Genomic DNA, 23,489 nt, shown 5'->3' on the forward strand with positions numbered 1-23,489 from the left:
GATGTGCTATCCTTTGATCGAGCCGATCATCAGACCCTTGACGAAATATTTTTGCAGAAAAGGATATACCAGTACAATCGGTAGTGTCGTCACGACCATCGTCGCCAGCTTGATCGACTGCGAAGTGACGGACTGGGCAACAATCCCCGGTGCAGCAGACATCATCTGATTAGAGCTGGATTGAGCAACAACCCGGTACAAATACGTCTGAATCGGTTGAAGGTCCGTATTATTGATATAGATCATTCCGGTAAAATAATCGTTCCACTGGTACACCCCATGAAAAAGCGCAATCGTCGCTACCACGGGCATGGATACGGGAAGCACAATCCGGCAAAAGATACTGAAATCGTTCGCCCCGTCTATTTTCGCCGCTTCCTCCAATGCATCCGGCAGCTCCCGGAAAAAAGCCATAAAAATTATAAGATCAAAAAAGCTGAACATCGCCGGAATAATATACACCCAAAAGCTGTCCAACAGCCCGAGATCACGTATCAGCAAATACGTCGGAATCAATCCCCCGCCAAAAAACAGGGTTATCGTACCGATCAGCATATACAGCTTGCGCCCAATCAGCTCCCTACGGGAATATGCATATGCAATCATGGCGGTAAAAAACACATGTACAATCGTGCCGATTACCGTCTTGGCGATGGTCACCCCCATTGCAGTCATAATACCGTTGTTCGCAAACACGGCCTGATAGCTGCCCAGACTAAATACTCTCGGCCACCAGTAAATACCGCCCCGCATGGCGTCTGCTCCTTCGTTAAAGGAGTTCACCAGCACGTACCACACCGGATACAACGTTACAAAACAAATGATCAGCATGAAGACGCTGTTCACGACATCGAATATCGCTTCGCCTGTCGTTTTGCGTTGCAATAGCTGCATGCAGCCGTCCTCCTTCAGAATAGGGATGTATTATTAATCCGCTTGGTGACCGAATTGGCGATCAGCAGCAAAATAAGAGCAAGAACCGATTTCAGCAACCCCACTGCGGTCGAGTATGAGAAGCGCCCCTGCTGTATGCCCACCTGATATACATAAATATCCACAACATTACTTGCGCTTTCATTCAGTGAGTTACGTAATACGAGAATCTGGTCAAAGTTAGAGTTCAATATCCCGCTGACCGCCAAAATAAACAAAATGGATATCGTGCCCTTGATCGCAGGAAGCGTGACGTACCACATTTTCTGAAACCGTCCAGCTCCGTCAATGGTCGCCGCTTCATACATATCCGTCGATACACCCGCCATGGCTGCCAAATAAATAATGGCTGACCATCCAAGCTCCTTCCAGATATCCGAGCTGACGACAATGGCCCAAAAGTAACTCGGCTCCGCCAAATAACTGATCGGCTGGTCGATCCAGCCCCAACCCAGCAACAGATGATTGATCATCCCGGTATCTGCCAGCCACGTCGTTAAGATCCCGCCAAGAATAACCCATGATAAAAAATGAGGAAGATACGAAATGGTCTGAATGGACTTTTTAAACCGGGTAGACCGGATTTCATTCAGGAACAAAGCAAATAAAATGGGCAACGGGAACCCGATTGCCAGCTTGAGCAGACTGATGCCCAGCGTATTTTTGACAACATACCAAAAGTTATCATCCTCCAGAAAGGCCCGAAAATGCTCCAATCCCGCCCAGTGTGCGCTTGATATGGTGCCAATGATGTCAAAATGCTTGAAGGCAATTAGAATGCCGTACATCGGAATGTAATGAAAAATAATCATCCATACCACACCTAACAGCGCCATGGTCTGCAAATGTCTTTGTTGCACCCATTTACGAGCCAGTGCTCTCCCTTTTCCGGGTTGGCTCGGCGACTGTTGTCGCGGCCTCCATTCTGTACTCATACGACAGACCTCCCTTCTCTGTAATGTAAGCACTTACATTTCTTATTTTAGAGGCATCTGCTGTTCATGAGAAGTACCGATTTTTTTGATTTTGGTGTCTAAAGTTCAGGTAGCAGCATTCCGAGTCGCAGAATATTTTTGGCCTGTTGCGAATTTTTTACAATCTATTGATTTACGAAGAAGACTATCCAGTGGTACGATATGCCTATATATTATTCCAATCATTACCTATACATCTAGATCAGGAGGATTAAGAAGAATGGAAGAATTGGTTCGTTCGATTCAAAAACAGATACGGATTAAAAAGGTAGCCTGCTGGGCGGGAATCATTTTGTTTGGCCTGTGTACTTTAGTCGGCGTTGCGGCTCAAGAATGGCTTTTGACGATTCTTTCCCTGGGAATAACGGTTTTATCCGCTTATGCTTTAAGGCTGTTGCGCGGTATGACCCGGTTTACTTCGGAATATCAGCCAGGAAAGGGCCACTGGTACTATCGCCTTACGGTTCAACAAAAGCTGCGTTATCTCACCTGGGCACAATGGGTAGTAGGCATTTCTATCGCCCTGATGTTTTTCGTGTTTCATGCCCGACTGACTTCTTTTGTCATAACTATTTTGTGTATCCTCACTATTCAATTTAGTATCAAGAAACGGATTAAAAATCATCAGGAGCCTGATGCTGCCGAGTTAGTAGAGTTTGTGCGTTTGGGGATCATCTCTCCCGATGAGCAGGCAATTGGAGTGTATAAAGATTTTGTGCATCTTACCCATACGTTTCGGGGGAACCAAATTATTATCGTGACAGATAAACGCCTGATTTCCGTGTTTATAGAGGAACAGGGTCGTGCGTTGAAAACGGAAATGCTGCTTTCGGGCATAAACAAGGTACGAGCGATCGGCACTGGTTTCCAGGGTCGTGGATTGCTTTTGTCAGTGAGCAACCGTGACCATAACGAGCTTCACGTTCATATGGTCGGACAAAGTATTTTCTTTTCTCCAGAGCAATTCGTCAACTCCTTGCTACAAGCATTGGATGGGGCCTTAAAGAGCAGTCCATACCAAATGAAAGAAACATTCCCGACCTACCAGCAGTTGAAAATTTCATTGCATCCATCAGATCAGGGTGTTCTGCATAAGCCTACTACGGCTTAGTATTCATGAAACACCAAATAGCAAGCAAGCCCGGTTCCTAATGAGCTTGCTTGCTATTTGGCATGATTTAGCATACTTTTACATCATTTATCTAGTTGTCGGAGAGCTTCTTTTCTACTTACTTCTGTCCAATTAATGATTTGCTCCATGATAAAACACGGAAATGAGGTCATGACTTGTAACAAACACCAGCAAGCTAAACAGACTGAGCGACAGAGGCTGTGAAATCAATTTTTTCATCCTTTAACACTCCTTTTAAAATAGTTATATATTGGTCTTGCTGTGTTGCCGTAGCTTGGGATCTGAAAATCTCAAATATCGCGGTACACTTCCTGAACTCATGCTCATGTTCCATACCCAGGGTATCTGATAGCATGAGGGATTGCAGAATATAGTTCAGCGCAACCGTAAACCGCTGCTGCTTGATGTAGTAGAGAGACAATTGATAGCAAAAGCGAAAATAATAAGACACATTCACAGGCTCTTCGAGATATTTGAAATCGTCAATTTGTTCAGCAAAGGGTTCAAGCACAGCCTCTAAAGGATAGTCGTGCCTGGATGCCCCCTCCACGATGGAAAGAAGCCCGGGTAACAGTTCTTCCGGATTGTCCTGAAGAAATTGAACGTATTCCTGCAACACTTCAAAACGGCCTGACAAAATATCAAGGGCGTACAGATTGGCTTTGGCGGCATGGCGATAATACTCGACTTCCGCTTCCCCGTGAGGATCAAGACCATTAAACCAGCCCAATTCCGCATACTTTTCAATGCAATCTCGGGCTTCATCATATTTGCCCTGTTTCTGGAAGGCCATTCCTTTCATCAGATGACTGTATCCATAGTAATATACTAGTGGACGTTTGGTATGTATGGGTTGTACGGATTTCTTGTGCGCTTTGTAGAACTGTAACTCCTGATACTTCTGGCTGGCACGGTCGTACAGATGATCACATAAAGCAATCATATTGGCTCCGTCGTTAAACGAAAATGACAGCTTAATCATGTTAACAAGTGTGTCTAAATCTGTGATGTCGGAGTGAACAAGATCATCCACCCTCCCCACCTCCTTGTCCGACTTTTCATATTCACCAAATAGAAGTTCGCCAAACAAAAGAATGAACTGAATACCGTTCATGATATGATTTAATGATGATATAACTTAATTACGTAATTATTACTTAATTAAGTTATATCATAAAATCAAATATGCCGCAAGCTTTTTATGATAATAAATTCCAATTATGCATTATGCCGAAGCAGGTCACGCCAACCCAAAAAAGGAAGCGGAATCCTTCCGCCTCCCCATTCGTTGTAATCCTTTACAACGTAACACCATTTTTAAAAATAGCCAGCTCTCTGAAATTGTTCTTCTCGTTGTTCACCCAGGTTCCACTGGCTACATCGACAATGTAATCCACAAAGCTGCGGAGCGCATCCTCCATACTAACATCCTCCACCAGTGAACCGGCGTTGTAGTCGATCCAATGGGGTTTGGCCTTATACAGCGGCGAGTTGGTCGAAACCTTCATCGTCGGAACGAAGGAACCGAAAGGCGTACCGCGTCCAGTTGTGAAAATAACGAGCTGGCAGCCCGCTGCTGCAAGCGCCGAAGAAGCAACCAGATCGTTCCCCGGTGCGCTGAGCAGGTTGAGTCCCTTGGTTTTGAGACGCTCCCCGTACTGAATGACATCGGTGACCGTAGAAGAGCCGGACTTTTGCGTACAGCCCAACGATTTATCTTCCAGTGTCGTGATGCCTCCTGCTTTGTTGCCCGGCGACGGATTTTCGTATACCGGCTGCTTGTAATCCAGAAAATATTGCTTGAAATCGTTAATCAGATGCACGATTTTGCCGAATACTTCCTCGTCTGCCGCACGTTCCATAAGAATCGTCTCCGCACCGAACATTTCCGGTACCTCAGTCAGTACCGTCGTTCCGCCCTGCGCGGCCATATAATCCGACAGCCGACCGAGCAGCGGGTTGGCGGTAATACCGGATAGGCCGTCAGAGCCGCCGCATTTCAATCCGATATTCAGCTCAGATAAAGGTACAGGCTCTCGCCGATCTTCCTGTACTGCTGCATAAATTTCATGAAGCAGTCGTACCCCTTCCTCCACTTCATCCGATACTTCCTGGGAAAGTAAAAACTTCACCCGTTCCGGGTCATATTCCCCGATGGCTTCCTTAAACTCCTTCATTTCATTGTTCTCGCAACCTAAGCCAAGAACCAGCACGCCACCCGCATTGGAATGCTTGACTGCATCAATCAAAATCGTGCGGGTATGTGCATGATCGTCTCCCAGCTGGGAACAGCCGTAGTTATGCTTGAGCACAAGTGCATTTTCAAAAGGCGAAATATCGCCCGCTTCCTGCTTGAAACGATTTAAAATAAGTTCGGCAATCCCGTTCACACAACCGACCGTTGGTACAATCCACAACTCATTGCGAATCCCAACGCGGCCGTCCTTTCGTCGATAACCCTGAAACGTACGACTCTCCTGTTCATATAAATGAGGCGCTGGTTTAGGCTTATAAGTGTACTCCTCTACGCCCGTCAGATTCGTCTTCGTATTATGCGTATGCACATGCTGCCCTGCCTGAATGGGCTGAATGGCATGACCGATCGGATATCCGTATTTCAGCACGTTCCCGCCTTCAGGAATGTCCTGCAACGCAATTTTGTGCCCACGCGCCACATCCTCAGCCAGCTCCACGCGCTGTTCTGCTTGCGCTCCCCACGCCAGCGTCTCGCCCTGCTTGTAATCACGCAAAGCGACAGCCACGTTATCTTGATCATGAATTTGAATGAATTCCAGCATTCCAGTCTCCTCCTTGCTTATGCTCTGGGCACGCTGTTCCCGGTTAGAGAGTCCAGCGTCTCCTTCATTCCCCTGCTTGTAATCTCATACACATACTGTGCCGTCTGTTCAGCCAATCCTGCAATCTGGTTCAGGTCTTGCCCCCACCAGGTCTGCTTGCCCAGTATCTGCGCCGTTAATTGCTTCGCTCCGGCAAGTGTTCCGTCATATCCGCTCCACAGCTCGCCAAACGCGGTCAACACTTCCGCTTCGTCTGCCAAAACAATCGGCTCGCCGTCTCTCTTTCCACGGTAAAATACGAATAAAGACGCCAGCGAAAATACCGTTTTGGCAGGTAATGCCTTATGCTGCTCCACATATTGAAGCAGGGAAGGCAAATTACGTGTCTTGAACTTGGATACCGAATTGAGTGCAATGCTCATGACATAATGACTCACATACGGATTATGAAACCGTTCAACAACATCATCGGCGTATACATTCAATTCCGTTGCTGGCGAATCCAGCGTTGGAATAACTTCTTCTCGAATGAGTGACTGGATAAAAGCACCCACGACATCATGCTCGACCGCCTGCCCTACCGTATCCAAACCATATAAATAAGCGACAGGCGTAAGCGCTGTATGAGCCCCGTTCAAAATGCGTACCTTGCGTGTACGGTATGGGGCCATATCGTCGACGATCAGTACGTTCAGTCCAGCCAGATGAGCAGGTAATTCTTTTTTGAGCCATTGTGGTCCTTCGATGACCCACAGGTGATACTGTTCACCGACAACGACCAGGCTGTCCTTGTAACCCAGCTCTGCTTGAATCTCTGTGATCCGGTCTTTGGGATAACCCGGCACAATCCGATCCACAAGGCTGTTGCAGAACGTATTCGCTTCCTCCAGCCAAGCTGTAAACTCAGCCCCAAGTTTCCACTGATCTGCATATTTCAACACAATTTCCTTGAGCGCATCTCCATTGCGGTCGATCAGCTCGCATGGGATGATAACCAGGCCCTTGCCTGGATCTCCATTGAAAAATTGAAAGCGCTTATACAGCAAAGCAGCCAGCTTACCTGGAAAGCTATTTTGCGGGCGATCTTCCAGCCGATCCTCCGGTCCGTAAGCGATTCCTGCCTCCGTTGTGTTCGATACGACAAAGCGCAGCTCCGGTTTTTGGGACAACGCCTCATATTCTGACCAATCTGAGCCGTACGGGTTAAGCCCGCGGGTGACGCATTCCACAACGGTGTGCTCCTTCACGGCCTGCCCATCTTTCATCCCTTCGAGAATAACCGTGTACAGGCCATCCTGCTCATTAAGCTTCTCTACGAGACCTCCTGCCTGCGGCTGTACAATGACAACACCCGTATTCCAATCGGCCAGCTTATTCATTTTGTCAAATTGCCAATCTACAAAAGCACGCAGGAAATTCCCTTCCCCGAATTGCAGCACTCTTTCAGGATACGGTTCTGTCACGATAAAGCTTTTTCTGTTTAATTGGTCCAATTCATCTACTTGTTTCATCCGGAGTAACCTCCCATTATTACCTTAATGATTTCAACAACATTTTATCACAATGCACACGTTAACAAAATAGTTTTCTCAATATTTTTGGTTTTATAAATTATTAATGACAATAATATGAACACGTTAACATATAAACTATGCAACCTTTCGCGGATCTATGATTATCTTCCCGCTGTTTCGCACCTGAACCAAGACGGTTAAGGCTAATTAGAATAGATGCAAGATAGCACGGGTAGGATAATATTACTTACTAGGCAGGAGGAACATCTATGAAGACAATCGCAGATACTATTGTAGAAGTTTTAGTCAATGCAGGGGTCAAGCGAATTTATGGTATCGTTGGAGATTCTTTAAATAATATGGTCGATTCCATTCGAAGCAACGGTCAAATTGAATGGATTCATGTGCGGCACGAAGAAGTGGCTGCCTTTGCGGCCGGGGCAGATGCTGATCTTACTGGCAGCATTGCAGTGTGCGCTGGCAGCAGTGGTCCCGGAAATCTACATCTTATTAACGGATTATATGATTGTCATCGCAATCGGGTACCAGTACTCGCTATTGCGGCCCATATTCCAAGCGACGAAATTGGAAGCGAATATTTCCAGGCTACGCATCCCGAGCATCTTTTCGGGGAATGCAGCCACTTCTGTGAAGTCATTACGACTCCACGACAAATTCCAAGAACCGTTACGATGGCTATACAACAGGCCGTTTCACGTTCAGGTGTTTCCGTCATTGTTCTTCCTGGGGATGTGGCAGCTTTAGCAGCGGAAAAGGCGCCTATTCCCGAACATGTCTACCATCCAACTGCACCCGTGGTGCATCCGTCAGCTTCGGAAATTTCCCGGCTGGCCGAGTACCTGAATGAAGGTAAACGAATCACTTTGTTATGCGGCTCCGGCTGTGCTAAATCCCACGAATTGCTCATGCAACTGTGCGACAAGCTGAAATCCCCTATGGTTGCTGCCCTTCGGGGCAAGGAATATCTGGAGTATAACAATTCTTATTATGCAGGCTTGACAGGTCTGATCGGATATTCTTCCGGATACCATGCGATGATGGATTGTGACGTCCTGCTTATGCTCGGAACAGACTTTCCTTACAGACAGTTTTATCCCGAAAATGCAGTTGTGCTACAAGTGGATATAGAGCCTGCCCACCTTGGCAGACGCACTCCTTTAACGTATGGGCTGTGCGGGGATGTAAAAGCAACACTCGAAATGCTGCTTCCTCTTTTAACAACAAAACATGATACCAAGCATTTGGAAAAAACCGTCTCCCACTATACCAAGGTTCGTCAGGAACTGGATGAACTGGCGGTTGGTAAACCCGGTCATACACCGATCCATCCGCAATATCTCACCAAGGTCGTCAGTGATGCCGCACATGAAAATGCCATTTTCACCTGTGATGTGGGTACGCCTACCGTGTGGGCAGCACGTTATTTACAAATGAACGGCCAGCGCCGACTGATCGGCTCCTTCAATCACGGAACGATGGCAAGTGCATTGCCGCAAGCGATTGGGGCACAAGCCACTGAGCCTGACCGACAAGTGATTGCTCTCTCTGGCGATGGCGGATTGACGATGCTGATGGGCGATCTCCTCACCCTGAAACAGCATCAGTTACCTGTAAAAGTCATTGTTTTCAATAACGGCGCCCTCGGTTTTGTTGAGCTGGAAATGAAAGCAGCCGGTTTTCTGGAAAACGGCACCGCGCTGGTGAATCCTGATTTTGGCGCAGTGGCGGAAGCTATGGGTCTCAAGGGAATTCGAGTCGAAGATCCGGCGATGCTGGAGGACGCGATTCAACAGGCATTGGCTCACGATGGTCCTGTGGTGGTGGATGTGGTGGTAAACCGTCAGGAGCTATCCATGCCACCCAAGATTAATCTCAAACAGGCTGAAGGTTTTACGCTGTGGATGATGAAAGCTGTGCTGAACGGGCGCGGTGACGAAATTATTGAACTGGCGAAAACCAATCTTTTAAGATAGAAATCCGCCGCACTCGCAGATTTGAATACCAAAGGGCAGGAACAGCGCGTCATGCACTGAACCTGCCCTTTTTGGCCTGCCTTTTTCCAATAAAATTAAGCTTAACGCTACCTGTCTGCCGTCGATTTCCGCTTCATGAGCGCGGTTTCCATAAATATGAGCTCGCCCTCGTTTGACGGTGACTGGATTCGTTCCAAAATACATGCGGCTCCACGCGCGCTAATCTGCTCAATCGGTCTTTTGACCGTCGTTAACGGCGGGGTCGTATACATCGAAAAGCCGATATCGTCAAAGCCAATGACAGAGATATCGTCCGGTACTTTTAACCCGTGCTCGAATACCGCGTTTATCGCCCCGATAGCCATGTCATCGTTAGAACAAAACACCGCCGTCGGCGGTTCCTCCAGGGAAAGCAACTGCTTCATCGCCTGGCTTCCGCTTTCGGTGTCATAATGACCATGCACGATGTATTCGTGCCGAATCGGCTTGCCGCTGTCAATCAGCGCATTCATAAAACCTTCGCGCCGTTGCTGGGTGGACTTAAAGCCTTCTACCCCTTCAATGATCGCGATGCGTTCATGTCCGCTTTCAATGAGAAAGGAAACGGCCGCGTAAGACCCTTCCTTATCGTTGGAAATGACATTCACTATACCTGCCCCGGACACCTGTCGATTCAGTACCACAAGCGGAATACCCTGACCGAGCACATGATAAATAAACGGGTTGTCTGCCTCGCTCTGACTCATCAGGATAATGCCGTCAAAACGCTTGCGGTGAATGGCCGAAAAATCGGCGTAATCGTCAATCCCTCGCACAAACAGATTGTAATCCACCCCGATGACATGATTAACCCCGCGGATAGTATCCGCAAAAAAGCTGGAGCTAGTGCCTTCCGAAATACTGGTGAAAAACAGGCCAATTGTATGCGAGCGCTGGAGAACAAGGCTTTTGGCGTTAAAATTCGGAATGTAATTGAGTTGCTCCGCCAGCTCCATAATTTTGCGTTTAGTATCTTCTTTGATCAGCGGGCTGTTGTTGAGCGCCCGGGAGACGGTCGTATGGGAAACATTCGCCAATTTGGCAATGTCTTTAATGGTAGCTGCCATATACGTATCCTTTCTTTACTGAGGCTCTAAAAAATTATATACCCACCATACCACAAGAGCCGCCCGGAAAAGAAGACTTTCACAAATTATACGCGGTTATCAGCATGCCGACGCTGTAGCTCTTGAACCATTTCTGCGTGTCTGCTGTCTGTCAACTTATACATTTTACCGATTACCAGCATGGCAATGAGCAGGGCAACAGCCGGATAGAGACACAGCAGCGCCTTGATTCCGAGCAGCGTTCCAGAGGTTTGAACTACATTCGGGACATATCCGATAAACGCCAGCCCGATACCGGACAGAAAGCCGGACAAGGATTGAGCCAATTTGCGTGAAAAGTTAAACAGCGAGTAGGTAATCCCTTCCTTCCGCTCCCCGGATGACCATTCGCCGTAGTCAATGATATCGGAGACAAAGGCCCAGGTAACCCCGTTAGGAATACTAATACCAATGAACGAAATACTGGCCAGAATGGTGAAAATATATACATTCGAAGGCATAAAGAAGTTCATGGAGTCGGCAATGACACTGACCACCATCCCAAGCATGGCTGTTTTTCGTTTACCGAAGCGCCGCACTAGCTTGGGCAGGAACAATACACCCAGCAACGATGAACCGATTATAATAAAATTCATATAAGCCATTAATTCTACATGTCCCAAATTATATTCGGCAAAATAGATCAGTAACGCGGACTTGATATTGTACGCGGATATGGTGAAAATCGTCATCAACACGAGTACCAGCAGAGGCTTATTGGTCGTAAAGGTATTCACGATCACGCCAAAAGAAAGTTTTTCCTTCGGTCCCGACTGACTGACAATACGCTCCTTCGTTCCCCGATAGCATACCATGAAAGCGATCACACCAATGAGTGACATGATTCCCATCACTACAGGATATCCCACATGATGGTTGGGAAACAGCAAAATAAGCGGCATAACGATGACACTGGTTACGAATAATGCGCCCAGTGAGCCTGCCTGACGGAAGGATGATAGTGATGCCCGTTGAATAGTATCCTGCGTAATAGCGGCACCCAGCGAGCCGTATGGAATGTTTACAATAGAATATCCAACACCCCAAATCATATAAGACGCATAGGCGTAAATGAGTTTGCCTGTGGGCGAAATATTCGGTGAAATAAAGGTAAGAACCGTAAGAATAGCAAGGATAACGCTTCCAACAATGAGAAAGGGTCTGAATTTCCCACGCGGACCGATATGTTTGCGATAATCCACAAAGGACCCGACAATAGGATCACAAATGGCAGCAAACAGCTTGCTGACCAGAAAAATGCCTGCGGCTGCTCCCGCTGAAACACCTGCTACATCCGTAAAGAATTTCAACAGGTACAACTGCCCCAAATCAAACATAAAGCCGTTTCCAAAGTCACCCATACCGTAAGAAATCTTTTCTTTCAGGCTGATATGCTCACCTGTCTTGTTGTCAGTTTGGATGCTCTCCTGAACGATAGGCACTCCCATAGCCTGCTCACTCCTCTATCTTTGTAATTATTTTCACATTCTTGTTTGATACGTATTCTGTTTTCAATCCCCCTTACCCGGAGCTTGAATTGCCTCCCGGCAAGGGCATCTATTGAAATGTGAATTTACAAGTTCCTCTTGTACATCATCACTTGCTGTGAACAACCGTCGGGAAATTAAAATATTGCTTCGCATTATTGTAGCTAATGTTTTGTACCATTTCTCCGAGCAGCTCCAGATCCTCAGGTGCCTTGCCCTCCTGTACCCACGTTCCGATCAGATCACAAAGTATCCGCCGGAAATATTCGTGCCGTGTGTAGGACAGGAAGCTGCGGGAATCCGTTAGCATACCAATGAAGCGAGACAGCACACCGTAGTTTGCGAGCAGCTTCAATTGCTCCAGCATGCCTTCGATATGGTCGTTATACCACCAAGCGGTACCAAACTGGATTTTTCCTGGTGTTCCGCCGGACTGGAAGCCGCCTGCAAGACTTGCCAGCACCGGATAATCAACTGAGTTGAGCGAATACAAAATTGTTCGCGGCAGACCTCCTGCCAGCTCCTGTGCGTCCAGCAATGCTGCCAGCGGACGAGCGATGGAGCCGTCATTCACTGCATCATAGCCTGTATCCGGTCCCAAGCTGCGGAACATGGCTGTGTTATTGTTACGCAGTGCGTGAATATGGTACTGCATAGCCCAGCCATGCTCTGCATACTGTTTCCCAAGGAATACCAGGACGTACGATTTGTATTTCGCCTCTTCTAATGGAGTCACATGGCCTTCCTCCAGCGCCTTGTTGTATATCGCTGCCGCTTCCTCACGTGTTGTTTCTTCATAAACGACAGTATCCAGTGCATGATCGGACACCCGCCCTCCAGCAGCATGGAAGTGACGAACCCGGCTCGCCAGCGCGTTCAAAAATCCTTCCAGACCGGAAACATCCAGTCCGCTCACTTCACCCAATCGAGCCACCCAAGGCTGGAATGTTTCACGGTTAATTTCCAGTGCTTTGTCCGGGCGGAAGCTTGGCAGTACAGCCACTGGAAAATCCGTCAGCTTGCTAATTTGCTTATGATATTCGAGATGGTCCGTCGGATCATCGGTAGTGCACACAACGGTTACCTTTGAATTCACAATCAGATCACGTGCCCCAAAGCCCTTTCCTTGCAGCTTTTGGTTCACCTTTTCCCAAATTACAGGCGCATTCTGTTCGTTCAGCAGCTCATGGACACCAAAAAAGCGCTGAAGCTCCAAATGCGTCCAATGATACAGCGGGTTGCCAATCAGTGTAGGTACGGTTTTGGCCCAAGCCAAAAATTTGTCATAGTCTTCCGCATCTCCGGTAATCAGGCGTTCCTCAACTCCATTGGCCCGCATGAGTCTCCACTTGTAATGATCTCCGTACAGCCATGCTTCTGTAATGTTTTTGAACGTTTTATTTTCGTAAATTTCCTGTGGACTTAAATGACAATGATAGTCGATAATCGGTAAATCCTTGGCATACTGATGATACAAAGTTTCAGCGGTTGGATTGCTCAACAAAAAATTGTCGTCTAAAAATGCTTTGGTCATGGCTTATTCGTCCCTTCTATAATCATGTTTCTGAATAATTGTTAACGTGAACAAAAAAGAATTCGATCTTGCTGCTATTCAGTAATAGCATTCTATAACGTATAGCAGGTTACCTACTTATATCAAATGATACCGCTATAATACGATACCTGCATGTCGAATCACCCTTGATTACTTCTCCTTAAATTTAATGTTTACGTTAACAACAATTACATTGTAACCGCTATCCTTTGCAGAGGAAAGTGATTTTTATCATGTGGAGGAACAAAAAAACAGACCTGCCACAACCTCTGCAGATCTGTTTTCTTCGTCCAGCTTTATTTCAGACTATATGAAACGTTTCAACTTACACTCCCTCTTCCCCTTCATCTTGTCATTTTCATTAAAATGACCCTCACTTATTTTTGGGCATGGAGCGTTGTTTGAAAATTCTTTATTCCCAAATCTCCGCACTTTTATTTTCCCTCTTAAACCGCGCTTTGAAAACGTTTTTATATATTTTTGCTCTTTTTCAGAAAATTTTGCTCTTGAAAGTACCAGTTATTGTATTATAATTGTCATATACAACCAATGTTTTACATTGAAAGTATTTCATAATCATATCCAAAGAAGAGGTGATCGCGTTGAGCACAAAAGTGCAAACTATCCATGCTAAAACCGGTACGAAAGGAGCTGACCTCGTTGTTGATTGCTTGATTAAGCAAGGTGTAACGCATATTTTTGGTATTCCAGGTGCCAAGATTGACTCGGTTTTCGATGTCCTTCAAGAGCGCGGCCCGGAACTGATCCTATGCCGTCACGAGCAAAATGCCGCTTTTATGGCAGCCGCCGTCGGTCGCCTAACTGGTAAACCGGGCGTATGTCTCGTCACCTCCGGTCCCGGTGCGTCGAATTTGGCTACAGGACTTGTCACCGCTAATGCGGAAAGTGATCCTGTCGTCGCTCTCGCTGGCGCAGTTCCAAGATCCGAGCGTTTGAAACGCACTCACCAATCCATGGATAACGCCGGGTTATTCGAGCCTATCACCAAATACAGTGTGGAAGTAGAGCATCCCGATAGTATACCAGAAGCCATTACCAACGCATTTCGGATTGCGACCTCAGCACAGCCTGGAGCAACCTTCGTCAGTCTACCTCAGGACGTGTTGACTTCGTCATCCGAAGTGACCGCCATTGAGAAGCTGTCCCTTCCACAGCTTGGAACTGCACCAGCCGGACTTATAAAACAAGTAGCAGACCAAATCAGCCAAGCCAAGCTGCCTGTTCTTTTGCTTGGTATGAAAGCGAGCACTCCCGAAGCTACAGCATCTATTCGCGCACTCATTCAGAACACGGATTTGCCTGTCGTCGAAACTTTCCAGGCTGCCGGAGCCATTTCCCGCGAATTGGAGGATCATTATTTTGGCCGAGTCGGTCTGTTCCACAATCAGCCGGGTGACATGCTCCTTGGAGCCGCTGATCTGGTGCTGACTATTGGCTATGACCCCATTGAATACGATCCGAAAAACTGGAACATTCCTGCAAACCGGACCCTCATTCATCTCGATGATCATCAGGCGGATATTGACCATGATTATCAACCGGATTACGAATTGATCGGCAATATAGCCCTGATCGTGCGCAGTCTCGCAGAAGAATTGCCTACAGTAAAGCTGTCTGAAGCCTCATGCGCCCAATTGAATCGTCTTCGTCACGAGCTGAACGAGCAAGCCGCCGTTCCTGTTCGCAAGCACAACTATCTGATTCATCCATTACAATTCATTCGTACGCTGCGCAGCCTGATTGATGATAACGTCACGGTCACCTGCGATGTGGGTTCACACTACATTTGGATGGCCCGGTATTTCCGCTCCTATGAGCCGCGTCGCCTTCTGTTCAGTAACGGAATGCAGACGCTCGGTGTAGCTCTTCCCTGGGGCATTGCTGCCACACTAGTCAATCCCGGTCAAAAAGTCGTTTCCATTTCTGGCGACGGAGGATTTCTTTTCTCATCCATGGAGCTTGAAACTGCCGTACGTCTCAATTCCCCACTTGTGCATATTGTATGGAGAGACGGTACCTACGACATGGTCGCTTTTCAACAACAGATTAAATACGGCAGAACGTCCGGCGTAGAATTCGGAGATGTGGATGTCGTGAAATATGCCGAAAGCTTCGGGGCAACCGGATTGCGCGTGTATTCCCCTGAAGAACTGGAAAGCGTATTGCAACAGGCACTACATACCGATGGCCCCGTGGTCGTCGATATTCCGATTGATTATCAGGATAATATCCAGTTGGGACGTAAACTGCTGCCCAATCAGTTAAATTGACTTCACAGTTGCCCAATCGTGACGGCTTCGTGACAATGAATGGAGTTTAACGTTTTTTTTATGAGTTTTTTGGGTTATCCATGTTATTTACTGAAATTTTACGTTTATTATTGAAAAAGAAAGAAAATAAATGTATCCAATCACAAAAGGAAGTGTATTGCCATGACCGTTGCAGAACTGGAAACAAAGCAAGAAGCTGATCATGATATTTACCAAACGTCCACCATGCTCGCTTTATTGGATGGTCTTTATGACGGAGTCGTTTCCTTCAAGGAACTGCAAAAGCACGGGGATTTCGGGATCGGTACCTTTGATCAACTGAATGGAGAGATGATTGCGTTCGATGGTGAGTTTTATCACTTGCTTCCAGACGGTACGGCCCATCGTGTAAAACCGGAAGAGACAACTCCCTTTTCCACAGTCACCTTTTTCCGTGAAGATTTCACATATACTATTGATCGTCCCATGCATCGTGAAGAGCTGGAAGCCCTGCTGCTAAAGCTGTTTCCAAGCCGTAATCTGTTCTATGCCTTCCGTATGGACGGGACTTTTCGTGAAGTGAAGACACGCACCGTGCCTCACCAGGTGAAGCCTTACAAGCCTTTTATCGAAGCGACCAAATCACAGCCCACGTTCTCCTTTAACGACGCTTCCGGCGTGATTACCGGGTTTTGGACACCTGCGTATGCTCAAGGAATTGGAGTGGCCGGGTTTCATTTGCACTTTATTAACGACGAACGCACCGGAGGCGGGCATGTCTTTGATTTTGTTGTCGACAAGTGCACGATTCGTGTTTGTCAAAAATCCAATCTGCACCTCGTCCTACCCGAAACACCGGATTATTTGACCGCCAACCTGTCCAGAGAAAATCTGGAGAAGGAAATCGCCATTACCGAGGGTGCGCAATAAGCGCGGTGTATGATTCAACAAGATACAGTCTATATAAATTGAACTGGAAATGTACATGACGTGCCACTCCGCCAACCCCAAGTAAAAACCAAAGATCGCAGCCCGGAAGAGATACTTGATGCTCTCCGGCTACGATCTTTTTTAGTATGCACTTCCGAATAAATGCGCGATAATGATTATCTATTGTTTTTCTCATCATTTCATACTTACGTCTCAATCTGATCCAGCTTATCTGCATAATATTGAATCGCGTGTGAGTACGCTTGTGTTGGTGAGTCCGAGGTCGTTTCAGCCAGCTCCGTTAACAGGCCCTGCATGGCCTTCCCATGTTCTCCAAGATTGTATAACACCATCGCATAAAATACGCGAAACGGCCTGTAATCCGAAAACTCGTTCATGCCTGTTTCCAGCCACGCTTTCGCCTTGTCATACTCTCCCAATACACGGTACGTGCTGCTTAATCCCAGGATCGACCCTTTCCTCGATTCTGCCGATAACGCCATACCCAGACCTTTTTCGTAAAAGGGTACTGCTTCCCTCTCCAATCCTAATGCATCATGTGTCCAAGCCGTCTGATACCACAGCTCAGCATCATTCTGCTCCTGCTCCAATGCCTTCAATAACAGCTTCCGAGCTTCCTCCGCCTGCCCTGTGCGCCTTAGCTCGCTGGCTTTTGCAATAATATCGTTCATATCAGTTCCTCCGCTTATAATCCATCCCATATTTTTGAGATATATCTTACCCGACATTTGAACACGCTGTAAATAAGGTTTATCTAATTCTGAAACACAAAAAAAGCAGCTCCCCCTTCAGGAGAACCGCTATATAACCGTAGTTACGGCTTATTTAACATGTAATGATCCTGTACTCAATATCCCTGCCACACGCTGAGTGTCGAAAATACGGGAAAGCTCCTCAACCGCCGTCAAGTACAACAGACCGTTCCCTTCCCGCTTAGCAGAATGGCCGAGTGGAATGGTGCGCTTGATCAGTTGGGCGTATAGCTCCGGCTCGGTGAGATTCCGTTCAAAGCTCGCGTTCGCCAACTGCTTAATCAGCGCCAAAGCCCCAGCTACATGCGGGGTAGCCATTGAAGTACCGCTGAAGGTCGCATATTTGCCGCCCGGAACAGTAGACAAAATATCTTCCCCCGGCGCAACCAAATCTACCTCATTATTGGAGTTGCTGAAATCGGAAGCATGTCTGTCAAAGTTCACAGCACCTACGCTGATCACCTCATTATAGCAGCCGGGATATCCCAGCTCCTCCGTTCTGTCGTCACCGTCTCCTTCATTACCTGCTGCGCAGACGACCAAAATTTGACTTGCCACTGCCTTCTGCACCGCTTCATGCAGCTCAGCCACATCCTCGGGACCACCAAGCGACATTGAAATGATGTCTGCCTTTTGCTCAATCGCATAATGAATGCCCTGAATGATCCAGTCGTATTGACCGGAGCCTTGCTTGTTCAGCACCTTGATAATGAGCAAATCCGCCTCGGGGGCGACACCCACCACACCATCCTCATTTTCTGCTGCCGCGATTGTGCCTGCTACATGCGTACCGTGACCGTTGTAATCCGTGAAAATATTCGGATCACTGTCATCATCATCTGTGAAGTTCCGGCCACCAATAATGCGTTCCTTCAAATCAGGATGGTCCGCATCACAGCCCGTATCCAGCACAGCCACCTTCACTCCCTGGCCTCGGGTTCGATTCCACACCGCAGGGGCCTGAATCAGCTCCACCCCTCGCGGTATTTCATTCACCTGTTGCTCCTGCTTGATCACTTGGTAAGGAATGATATGCACTTTACGTTCCATCCTATTCCCTCCTTCATGGATTCAATCGGAAACCATCCGTCTTTGAAACTTTCAAAAACCAAAACTTTCAAAACCGAAACTTTGAAAACCTCTACTGAAACTCTCTTTCGAGGTTACTATATTCTAGCAATTTTTGAAAAGTTTGAACATCCCCCTTTTGCTTATTTTTGTAAAAAAATAGACATCCCCCCATATCCATGGAGAATGCCTATGTATAGAGGTGCCTGAGAAACTACAACTTCAAGTGTCAGCCTGACAACGAATCCGCTTGAAGTTCAGCCTTGGACAACAGCGACTTGTGCTGCCACTTCCGACCTTTCCAGCGCAGGTAGTGGAAAATGCCTCGTACCCACTCATCGCAGGCATGCGCAATCCACACTCCAAGCACACCATATCCCAGATGAATACCCAGCACATATGCCAATGGAATTTTGATCCCCCACATCGAGATGATCGCCATCATCAACGGAAACTGTACATCCCCCGCTGCCCGCAAGGAGTTAATAACGACGTGATTGAACACACGGCCCGGCTCCAGCAATATACAGAACAGCAAAATCGCTGCTCCCAGTTGAATAATCGCCGGCTCATCCGTAAAGATCGCCATCACTTCATACCGGAAAAAGGATACCACCACGATCACCGCAATCGTAATGACCAGCGACCATTTCAGGCTGCGCAGTAGTTGGTGATAAGCCTTTTCCTTATCTCCTGCACCTATCAGGCGAGCAACAATAATTTCCGTCCCCTCACCCACTGCCATTCCGAACACCATAAAAAAGTACACAATCGTATTCGTATAAAAATGAGTAGCAATCGCCGTTGTCCCCATGAAGCTGACAAACCGGGTCACCATCATTTGGCTGAGCTGATAAGACAACCATTCCAGACCCGCCGGAATGCCGATTTTCAGGATGGCCACCAACTTGCTCCATTGAAGCCGTACATAATACTTGATACGGATCGGCGCACTTACACGTTTGTATAACAGAATAAAAATCCAGACACAGGCTACAACACGACTAATCACCGTTGAAATTGCTGCTCCTGCCACGCCCATTTGCGGCAGACCCAACCAGCCGTAAATCAGCAGCGCATTCCCCACAATATGCAAAATGTTCATACCAATGCCCACGATCATCGTGTCTTTGGTAAAACCATGAGAACGAATAACCGGACCTGCGGTTAGCATTAGCGCTTCCAGAAACAGCGAGCCCCCTGTCAGCATCATATAGATCTCGGCATTTTCCTTAATCGTCGGGGTAATATGGTAAAAAGACAGCAGCAAATCCCGACTCACGATAAACATCAAACTCAGCGCCAGACCAAATACCAGATTAAAGGTCAGGGCCGAGGCCGTAACACGGCTCGCATCCACATGCTTTTGTGCACCCAATAGTTGAGCGATGATGACACCGACTCCAAGACCAAGCAGATTGAACAAAATAATCGTAAATTCAATCAACTGTCTCGACACACCTACAGCCGACACAACCTCGTCCGACACATGACTCAGCATGAATGTATCCACACTGCCCATCAAAATATGAAACAGCATTTCTATAAAGATCGGCCAAGTGATTGCAAAAACTGTCATCGTTCTCACGACTTGTGCTTGCTTGGAGCCGCTTTCCTGCGAAAGTGACATACTTCTGTATTCCTCCCAGATGAGAACCCTGTATATACTCAGACATTATTATGGATACCGCTTACTCAATCATAAAAAGTCATGTGCTTTTTCTCATTTTTATAATATTCCAGGCGATCCTGCAATTGTCCTGTGTGGAATTCAAACTTATGTCCGTCCGGATCTGTAAAATAGACTGACCTTTTGTCCTGTTCATTCCGCTCTCGTCCGGGCAAAATTGTGACATTGAAAGCTCTCAGCTTGTTAAGCATATCCTCAAAATCCGCTTCCGCTACCGAAAATGCAATATGCGAATAGGAATGATGAATTTCATTTCTCGGGATATCCTCCTCCACATTGAGAGCCAGCCACATGCCCAGGCAGTCCAGATAAGCCAGCTTACGTCCTTTGACGAGCAGCTTTCCATCTAATACATTTTGATAAAAATGTACCGACTTCTCCAAATCTGACACTGAAAAGCAAATATGATTCCATCCTTGTATACTCATATTCCCTATTCCTTTCAGCAAACCCTGTTTAGCCAATAAGTCCACGCTTCTGTATATTGATCGAGATTTTCTGGATGATGCCGAATGCAGGTAGCTATTCGAAAATATAATCCCTGTAGCACCTCCGTGTTCAGCTCGTAACTCCCTGTCATTCCTGGCTCAAGCTTCTCTACCGCTGGCAAAATCGTATCGACAGTCAGCATGTCCGGTGAAGAGCAAAAGGCGTATATCAGATCATATAACGGTTCTCCTACCACCGGATCAGGATCAATAATGCCCGTTAAAGTACCATTTTCGGCAAACACGAAATTATGTATCCCACAGTCGCCATGGAGCAAATATTTAAGATTCCGTTGAGGCATTCCTGCCACAAGTGCATGAACAATCCGATGATCCTCTGGAGATAAAACGTCCTGTATGATCTTTCCGGATTCCTTCGTCCTGTGCAGCAGAAAATCTCTCCAATCCACAAACGGATGGTCTGGATAACCATAATGACGTTTCTCTCCCAAAGGCTTGTATTGTGCGATCAGCTCCGTCGCCAGATTGAGCAGAAGGTAGCTCTTGTTCCCTCCATGATAGCGGGTCAGCCCTGGCTTGAACATGTACACCAAATAACGATGCAGCGGATCAACATAAACCAGACGCGTTAATTTTTCAATCTGTGAATAGGTATGTAAAAATTCCGCTTCCGCTTCTACAATAACCGGATCATTCTGTTTGATCACATATCGTGGCTTGGCTCCGTCCATGACGGCAATCACTTCGCTTGAAGTTCCTCCAGTCAAGGGCTTAAATTCTTGCATATGACCTTCAAGTACACCTACTTCATGAAGCTCCTTTAGGATCAGTTGAACGTCCATCAAAAGCCCCCTCCATGTCTTTAATCTGCTACGCGACTGGCGCTGGAATTCATAGCTATGATTCAATCCGTTCGCCAGCCGCATCTACTTTAAAAAGAAATCTTCTCATGCTCCGCATAAATTTCAAGCGCACGCTCCATTTTATGGACATAGTCCGCATCCTGACTAGTACACAGGAACGTAATGTGTCCCTCCTGCGATTGACCTGCTTTTGCCGGAGATGCCAGCAAATTGCGATCAGACAACACCTGTTTTAGCCGTCTGACTGTTCCCTGACTTCCGTCGATTAGCTGAATATGGGAAGGAAGCAGCCCCTTCAAGATCTCTTTATAAAAAGGATAGTGGGTACATCCCAAAACGACCGTACCGTATAAGTCCAGATCGAACGCAGCCAGCTTACAGTTAAAATATTCGGCCATTTCTGTCCGGTCAAAATTTAACTGCTCACAATAATGCACCAGCTCAGGCAAAGGCAACGAATCCACACTTCCATGATCATCAACTCTGGACACCAGTGCTGCATAACCGGATTGCTTTAACGTCAACGGCGTGGCTAACACTAGCACTCTTTTACCATTCGCTCGATTCATCTCTACCGCAGGCTTCACGGCCGGCTCCATGCCAATGATCGGAATCTGGTATTCGTTTCTCAGCTCCGCAACCGCGATACTCGTGGCTGTATTGCAGGCAATGACCAGCGCTTTAACGTCCTCTTTTAAAATAGTTTGTACCGAAGCCTTGACGTATCCGCATACCTCTTGCGGTGTTTTCGTCCCGTAAGGAACATGAAGCGTATCCGCCAAGTATACAAAATTTTCGTTTGGCAGCCGTCGTAAGGCCTCAGATAATACCGTAATTCCACCCAATCCTGAATCAAAAAAACCAATCTTCAAGCTACTCACCTTTTTTCGTTCATCTGTTGTACCTATTCTGCTGACTACATGGTAATTTCATTTTTCGCCTATTGAATCCATTCTTCTAATCGGCTCATATTTAAATTTTACCGCAAAACAGATATTTTGCAAAAGAAACACATAAATTTTACAGTGTAAAAAATAAAGTAGCTTTTTAAAGTAAATTTAATATAGAAGTGTTGACAGATATTATCTTTATATTGTAATATTACGAAGTAACTTACTTACTGAACTTACTTAGGGGGAAATAAATCATGTCTAAAGTATTATTTGTCAAAGCTAATGATCGTACAGCCGAAGAATCCGCAACCGTTAAATTGTATAACGCCTTCGTGGAAAGCTACAAAGCTTCCCATCCATCTGATGAAATCACTGAACTGGATTTGTTCTCCGTCGAGCTTCCTTATTTGAACGCCAACATGATTAACGGCACGTTCAAATCCGCTAGAGGCTTGGAGTTGAACGCAGAAGAAGCTCGCTTAGCAAATATTGCTAACGGATATCTGGATCAATTCCTGGCAGCAGACAAAGTCGTATTCGCTTTCCCGCTTTGGAACATGACGATTCCAGCTGTACTGCATACGTACATTGACTACTTGAACCAAGCTGGTAAAACATTCAAATACACTGCTGAGGGCCCAGTTGGTCTCGTAACTGAAACTAAAGTAGCCCTGTTGAATGCAAGAGGCGGCGTATACTCCGAAGGCCCTGCTGCTGCTGCCGAAATGTCTTTGAACTTCATGAGCAACATCTTATCCTTCTTCGGTGTGAAAGACATCGTGAAGGTTGTACTGGAAGGACATAACCAAGCTCCAGATCAAGCACAAGCCATTGTTGAAGCTGCTGTACAAAGTGCAACAGAAGCTGCAAAATCCTTCTAAATCCATATATATGAACAAAAGAGGATATCCGCCCCTATTTGGGATGGATATCCTCTTTTTTGTTATAGCGTATGAAAAAACACGTGCTTCCCTGATATGAATCAAGTGAAAAGCACGTGTTTGTTATGCAATACCTTGTA

At 46.6% G+C, this 23,489-nt stretch carries 19 protein-coding genes; 5 read left to right on the plus strand and 14 right to left on the minus strand.

Features of this window, described 5'->3' with window-relative positions; all coding sequences use genetic code 11:
- Positions 1–6 precede the first annotated feature (6 nt).
- Entirely contained in the window at positions 7–894 is an 888-nt protein-coding gene (locus E0698_RS01930; protein ID WP_192510447.1) for a carbohydrate ABC transporter permease, read from the minus strand.
- A gap of 14 nt (positions 895–908) precedes the next feature.
- Positions 909–1,868, minus strand: a complete 960-nt coding sequence (locus E0698_RS01935; RefSeq protein ID WP_192510448.1) for an ABC transporter permease — start codon at positions 1,866–1,868, stop codon at positions 909–911.
- Positions 1,869–2,127: 259 nt separating this feature from the next.
- On the opposite strand from E0698_RS01935, the gene E0698_RS01940 reads away from it, so the two are divergent.
- Positions 2,128–3,018: a hypothetical protein gene (locus E0698_RS01940; RefSeq protein ID WP_192510449.1), complete on the plus strand. Its 891-nt coding sequence runs from the start codon at positions 2,128–2,130 to the stop codon at positions 3,016–3,018.
- Between the two features lie 196 nt (positions 3,019–3,214).
- On the opposite strand, the gene E0698_RS01945 is transcribed toward E0698_RS01940, so the two are convergent.
- From E0698_RS01945 to E0698_RS01955, 3 genes are all read right to left on the minus strand, one after another.
- Complete coding sequence (locus E0698_RS01945) at positions 3,215–4,072, minus strand: DNA-binding protein (protein WP_134909919.1); 858 nt, start codon at positions 4,070–4,072, stop codon at positions 3,215–3,217.
- A 265-nt stretch (positions 4,073–4,337) separates the two neighbouring features.
- Positions 4,338–5,837 carry a UxaA family hydrolase gene (locus E0698_RS01950; RefSeq protein WP_192510450.1) on the minus strand — a complete coding sequence of 500 codons (1,500 nt, stop codon included), beginning with the start codon at positions 5,835–5,837 and terminating at the stop codon, positions 4,338–4,340.
- A 17-nt stretch (positions 5,838–5,854) separates the two neighbouring features.
- Positions 5,855–7,348, minus strand: a complete 1,494-nt coding sequence (locus E0698_RS01955) for a tagaturonate reductase (protein ID WP_192510451.1) — start codon at positions 7,346–7,348, stop codon at positions 5,855–5,857.
- Positions 7,349–7,620: 272 nt separating this feature from the next.
- Here E0698_RS01955 and poxB point away from each other — a divergent pair, with 272 nt between their 5' ends.
- Positions 7,621–9,345: a ubiquinone-dependent pyruvate dehydrogenase gene (gene poxB, locus E0698_RS01960; protein WP_192510452.1), complete on the plus strand. Its 1,725-nt coding sequence runs from the start codon at positions 7,621–7,623 to the stop codon at positions 9,343–9,345.
- 107 nt (positions 9,346–9,452) lie between these two features.
- Here poxB and E0698_RS01965 read toward each other — a convergent pair whose 3' ends face one another.
- The 3 genes from E0698_RS01965 to uxaC all read right to left on the minus strand — a co-directional run bounded on the left by E0698_RS01965 (position 9,453) and on the right by uxaC (position 13,511).
- A complete protein-coding gene (locus E0698_RS01965) occupies positions 9,453–10,451 on the minus strand; it encodes a LacI family DNA-binding transcriptional regulator (protein WP_192510453.1) in 999 nt (332 codons plus the stop codon).
- Between the two features lie 86 nt (positions 10,452–10,537).
- Entirely contained in the window at positions 10,538–11,938 is a 1,401-nt protein-coding gene (locus E0698_RS01970) for an MFS transporter (RefSeq protein WP_192510454.1), read from the minus strand.
- A gap of 148 nt (positions 11,939–12,086) precedes the next feature.
- Complete coding sequence (gene uxaC, locus E0698_RS01975; protein WP_134909931.1) at positions 12,087–13,511, minus strand: glucuronate isomerase; 1,425 nt, start codon at positions 13,509–13,511, stop codon at positions 12,087–12,089.
- Between the two features lie 614 nt (positions 13,512–14,125).
- Here uxaC and alsS point away from each other — a divergent pair.
- Positions 14,126–15,823: an acetolactate synthase AlsS gene (gene alsS / locus E0698_RS01980; RefSeq protein ID WP_189338210.1), complete on the plus strand. Its 1,698-nt coding sequence runs from the start codon at positions 14,126–14,128 to the stop codon at positions 15,821–15,823.
- A 162-nt stretch (positions 15,824–15,985) separates the two neighbouring features.
- Positions 15,986–16,732, plus strand: coding sequence for an acetolactate decarboxylase (budA, locus tag E0698_RS01985; protein ID WP_134909934.1), 747 nt, complete (start codon positions 15,986–15,988; stop codon positions 16,730–16,732).
- Between the two features lie 206 nt (positions 16,733–16,938).
- Here the strand turns inward: budA and E0698_RS01990 are convergent, their stop codons facing one another.
- The 6 genes from E0698_RS01990 to murI form a co-directional block, all read right to left on the minus strand.
- Positions 16,939–17,424 (minus strand): tetratricopeptide repeat protein, encoded by a 486-nt coding sequence (locus E0698_RS01990; RefSeq protein ID WP_192510455.1) that lies wholly within the window; start codon positions 17,422–17,424, stop codon positions 16,939–16,941.
- 150 nt (positions 17,425–17,574) lie between these two features.
- Positions 17,575–18,555 (minus strand): S8 family peptidase, encoded by a 981-nt coding sequence (locus E0698_RS01995; protein WP_192510456.1) that lies wholly within the window; start codon positions 18,553–18,555, stop codon positions 17,575–17,577.
- Between the two features lie 247 nt (positions 18,556–18,802).
- Positions 18,803–20,203 (minus strand): MATE family efflux transporter, encoded by a 1,401-nt coding sequence (locus E0698_RS02000; RefSeq protein WP_192510457.1) that lies wholly within the window; start codon positions 20,201–20,203, stop codon positions 18,803–18,805.
- Positions 20,204–20,268: 65 nt separating this feature from the next.
- Positions 20,269–20,691, minus strand: a complete 423-nt coding sequence (gene fosB, locus E0698_RS02005; protein ID WP_044645583.1) for a metallothiol transferase FosB — start codon at positions 20,689–20,691, stop codon at positions 20,269–20,271.
- Between the two features lie 14 nt (positions 20,692–20,705).
- Entirely contained in the window at positions 20,706–21,554 is an 849-nt protein-coding gene (locus tag E0698_RS02010; RefSeq protein WP_192510458.1) for a phosphotransferase, read from the minus strand.
- Between the two features lie 89 nt (positions 21,555–21,643).
- Complete coding sequence (murI, locus tag E0698_RS02015) at positions 21,644–22,447, minus strand: glutamate racemase (RefSeq protein ID WP_134909943.1); 804 nt, start codon at positions 22,445–22,447, stop codon at positions 21,644–21,646.
- Positions 22,448–22,722: 275 nt separating this feature from the next.
- On the opposite strand from murI, the gene E0698_RS02020 reads away from it, so the two are divergent.
- Positions 22,723–23,349 carry an FMN-dependent NADH-azoreductase gene (locus E0698_RS02020; RefSeq protein ID WP_134909945.1) on the plus strand — a complete coding sequence of 209 codons (627 nt, stop codon included), beginning with the start codon at positions 22,723–22,725 and terminating at the stop codon, positions 23,347–23,349.
- Positions 23,350–23,489 lie beyond the last annotated feature (140 nt).

This window comes from Paenibacillus sp. 23TSA30-6 (assembly GCF_014858585.1).
Classification (GTDB): Bacteria; Bacillota; Bacilli; order Paenibacillales; family Paenibacillaceae; genus Paenibacillus.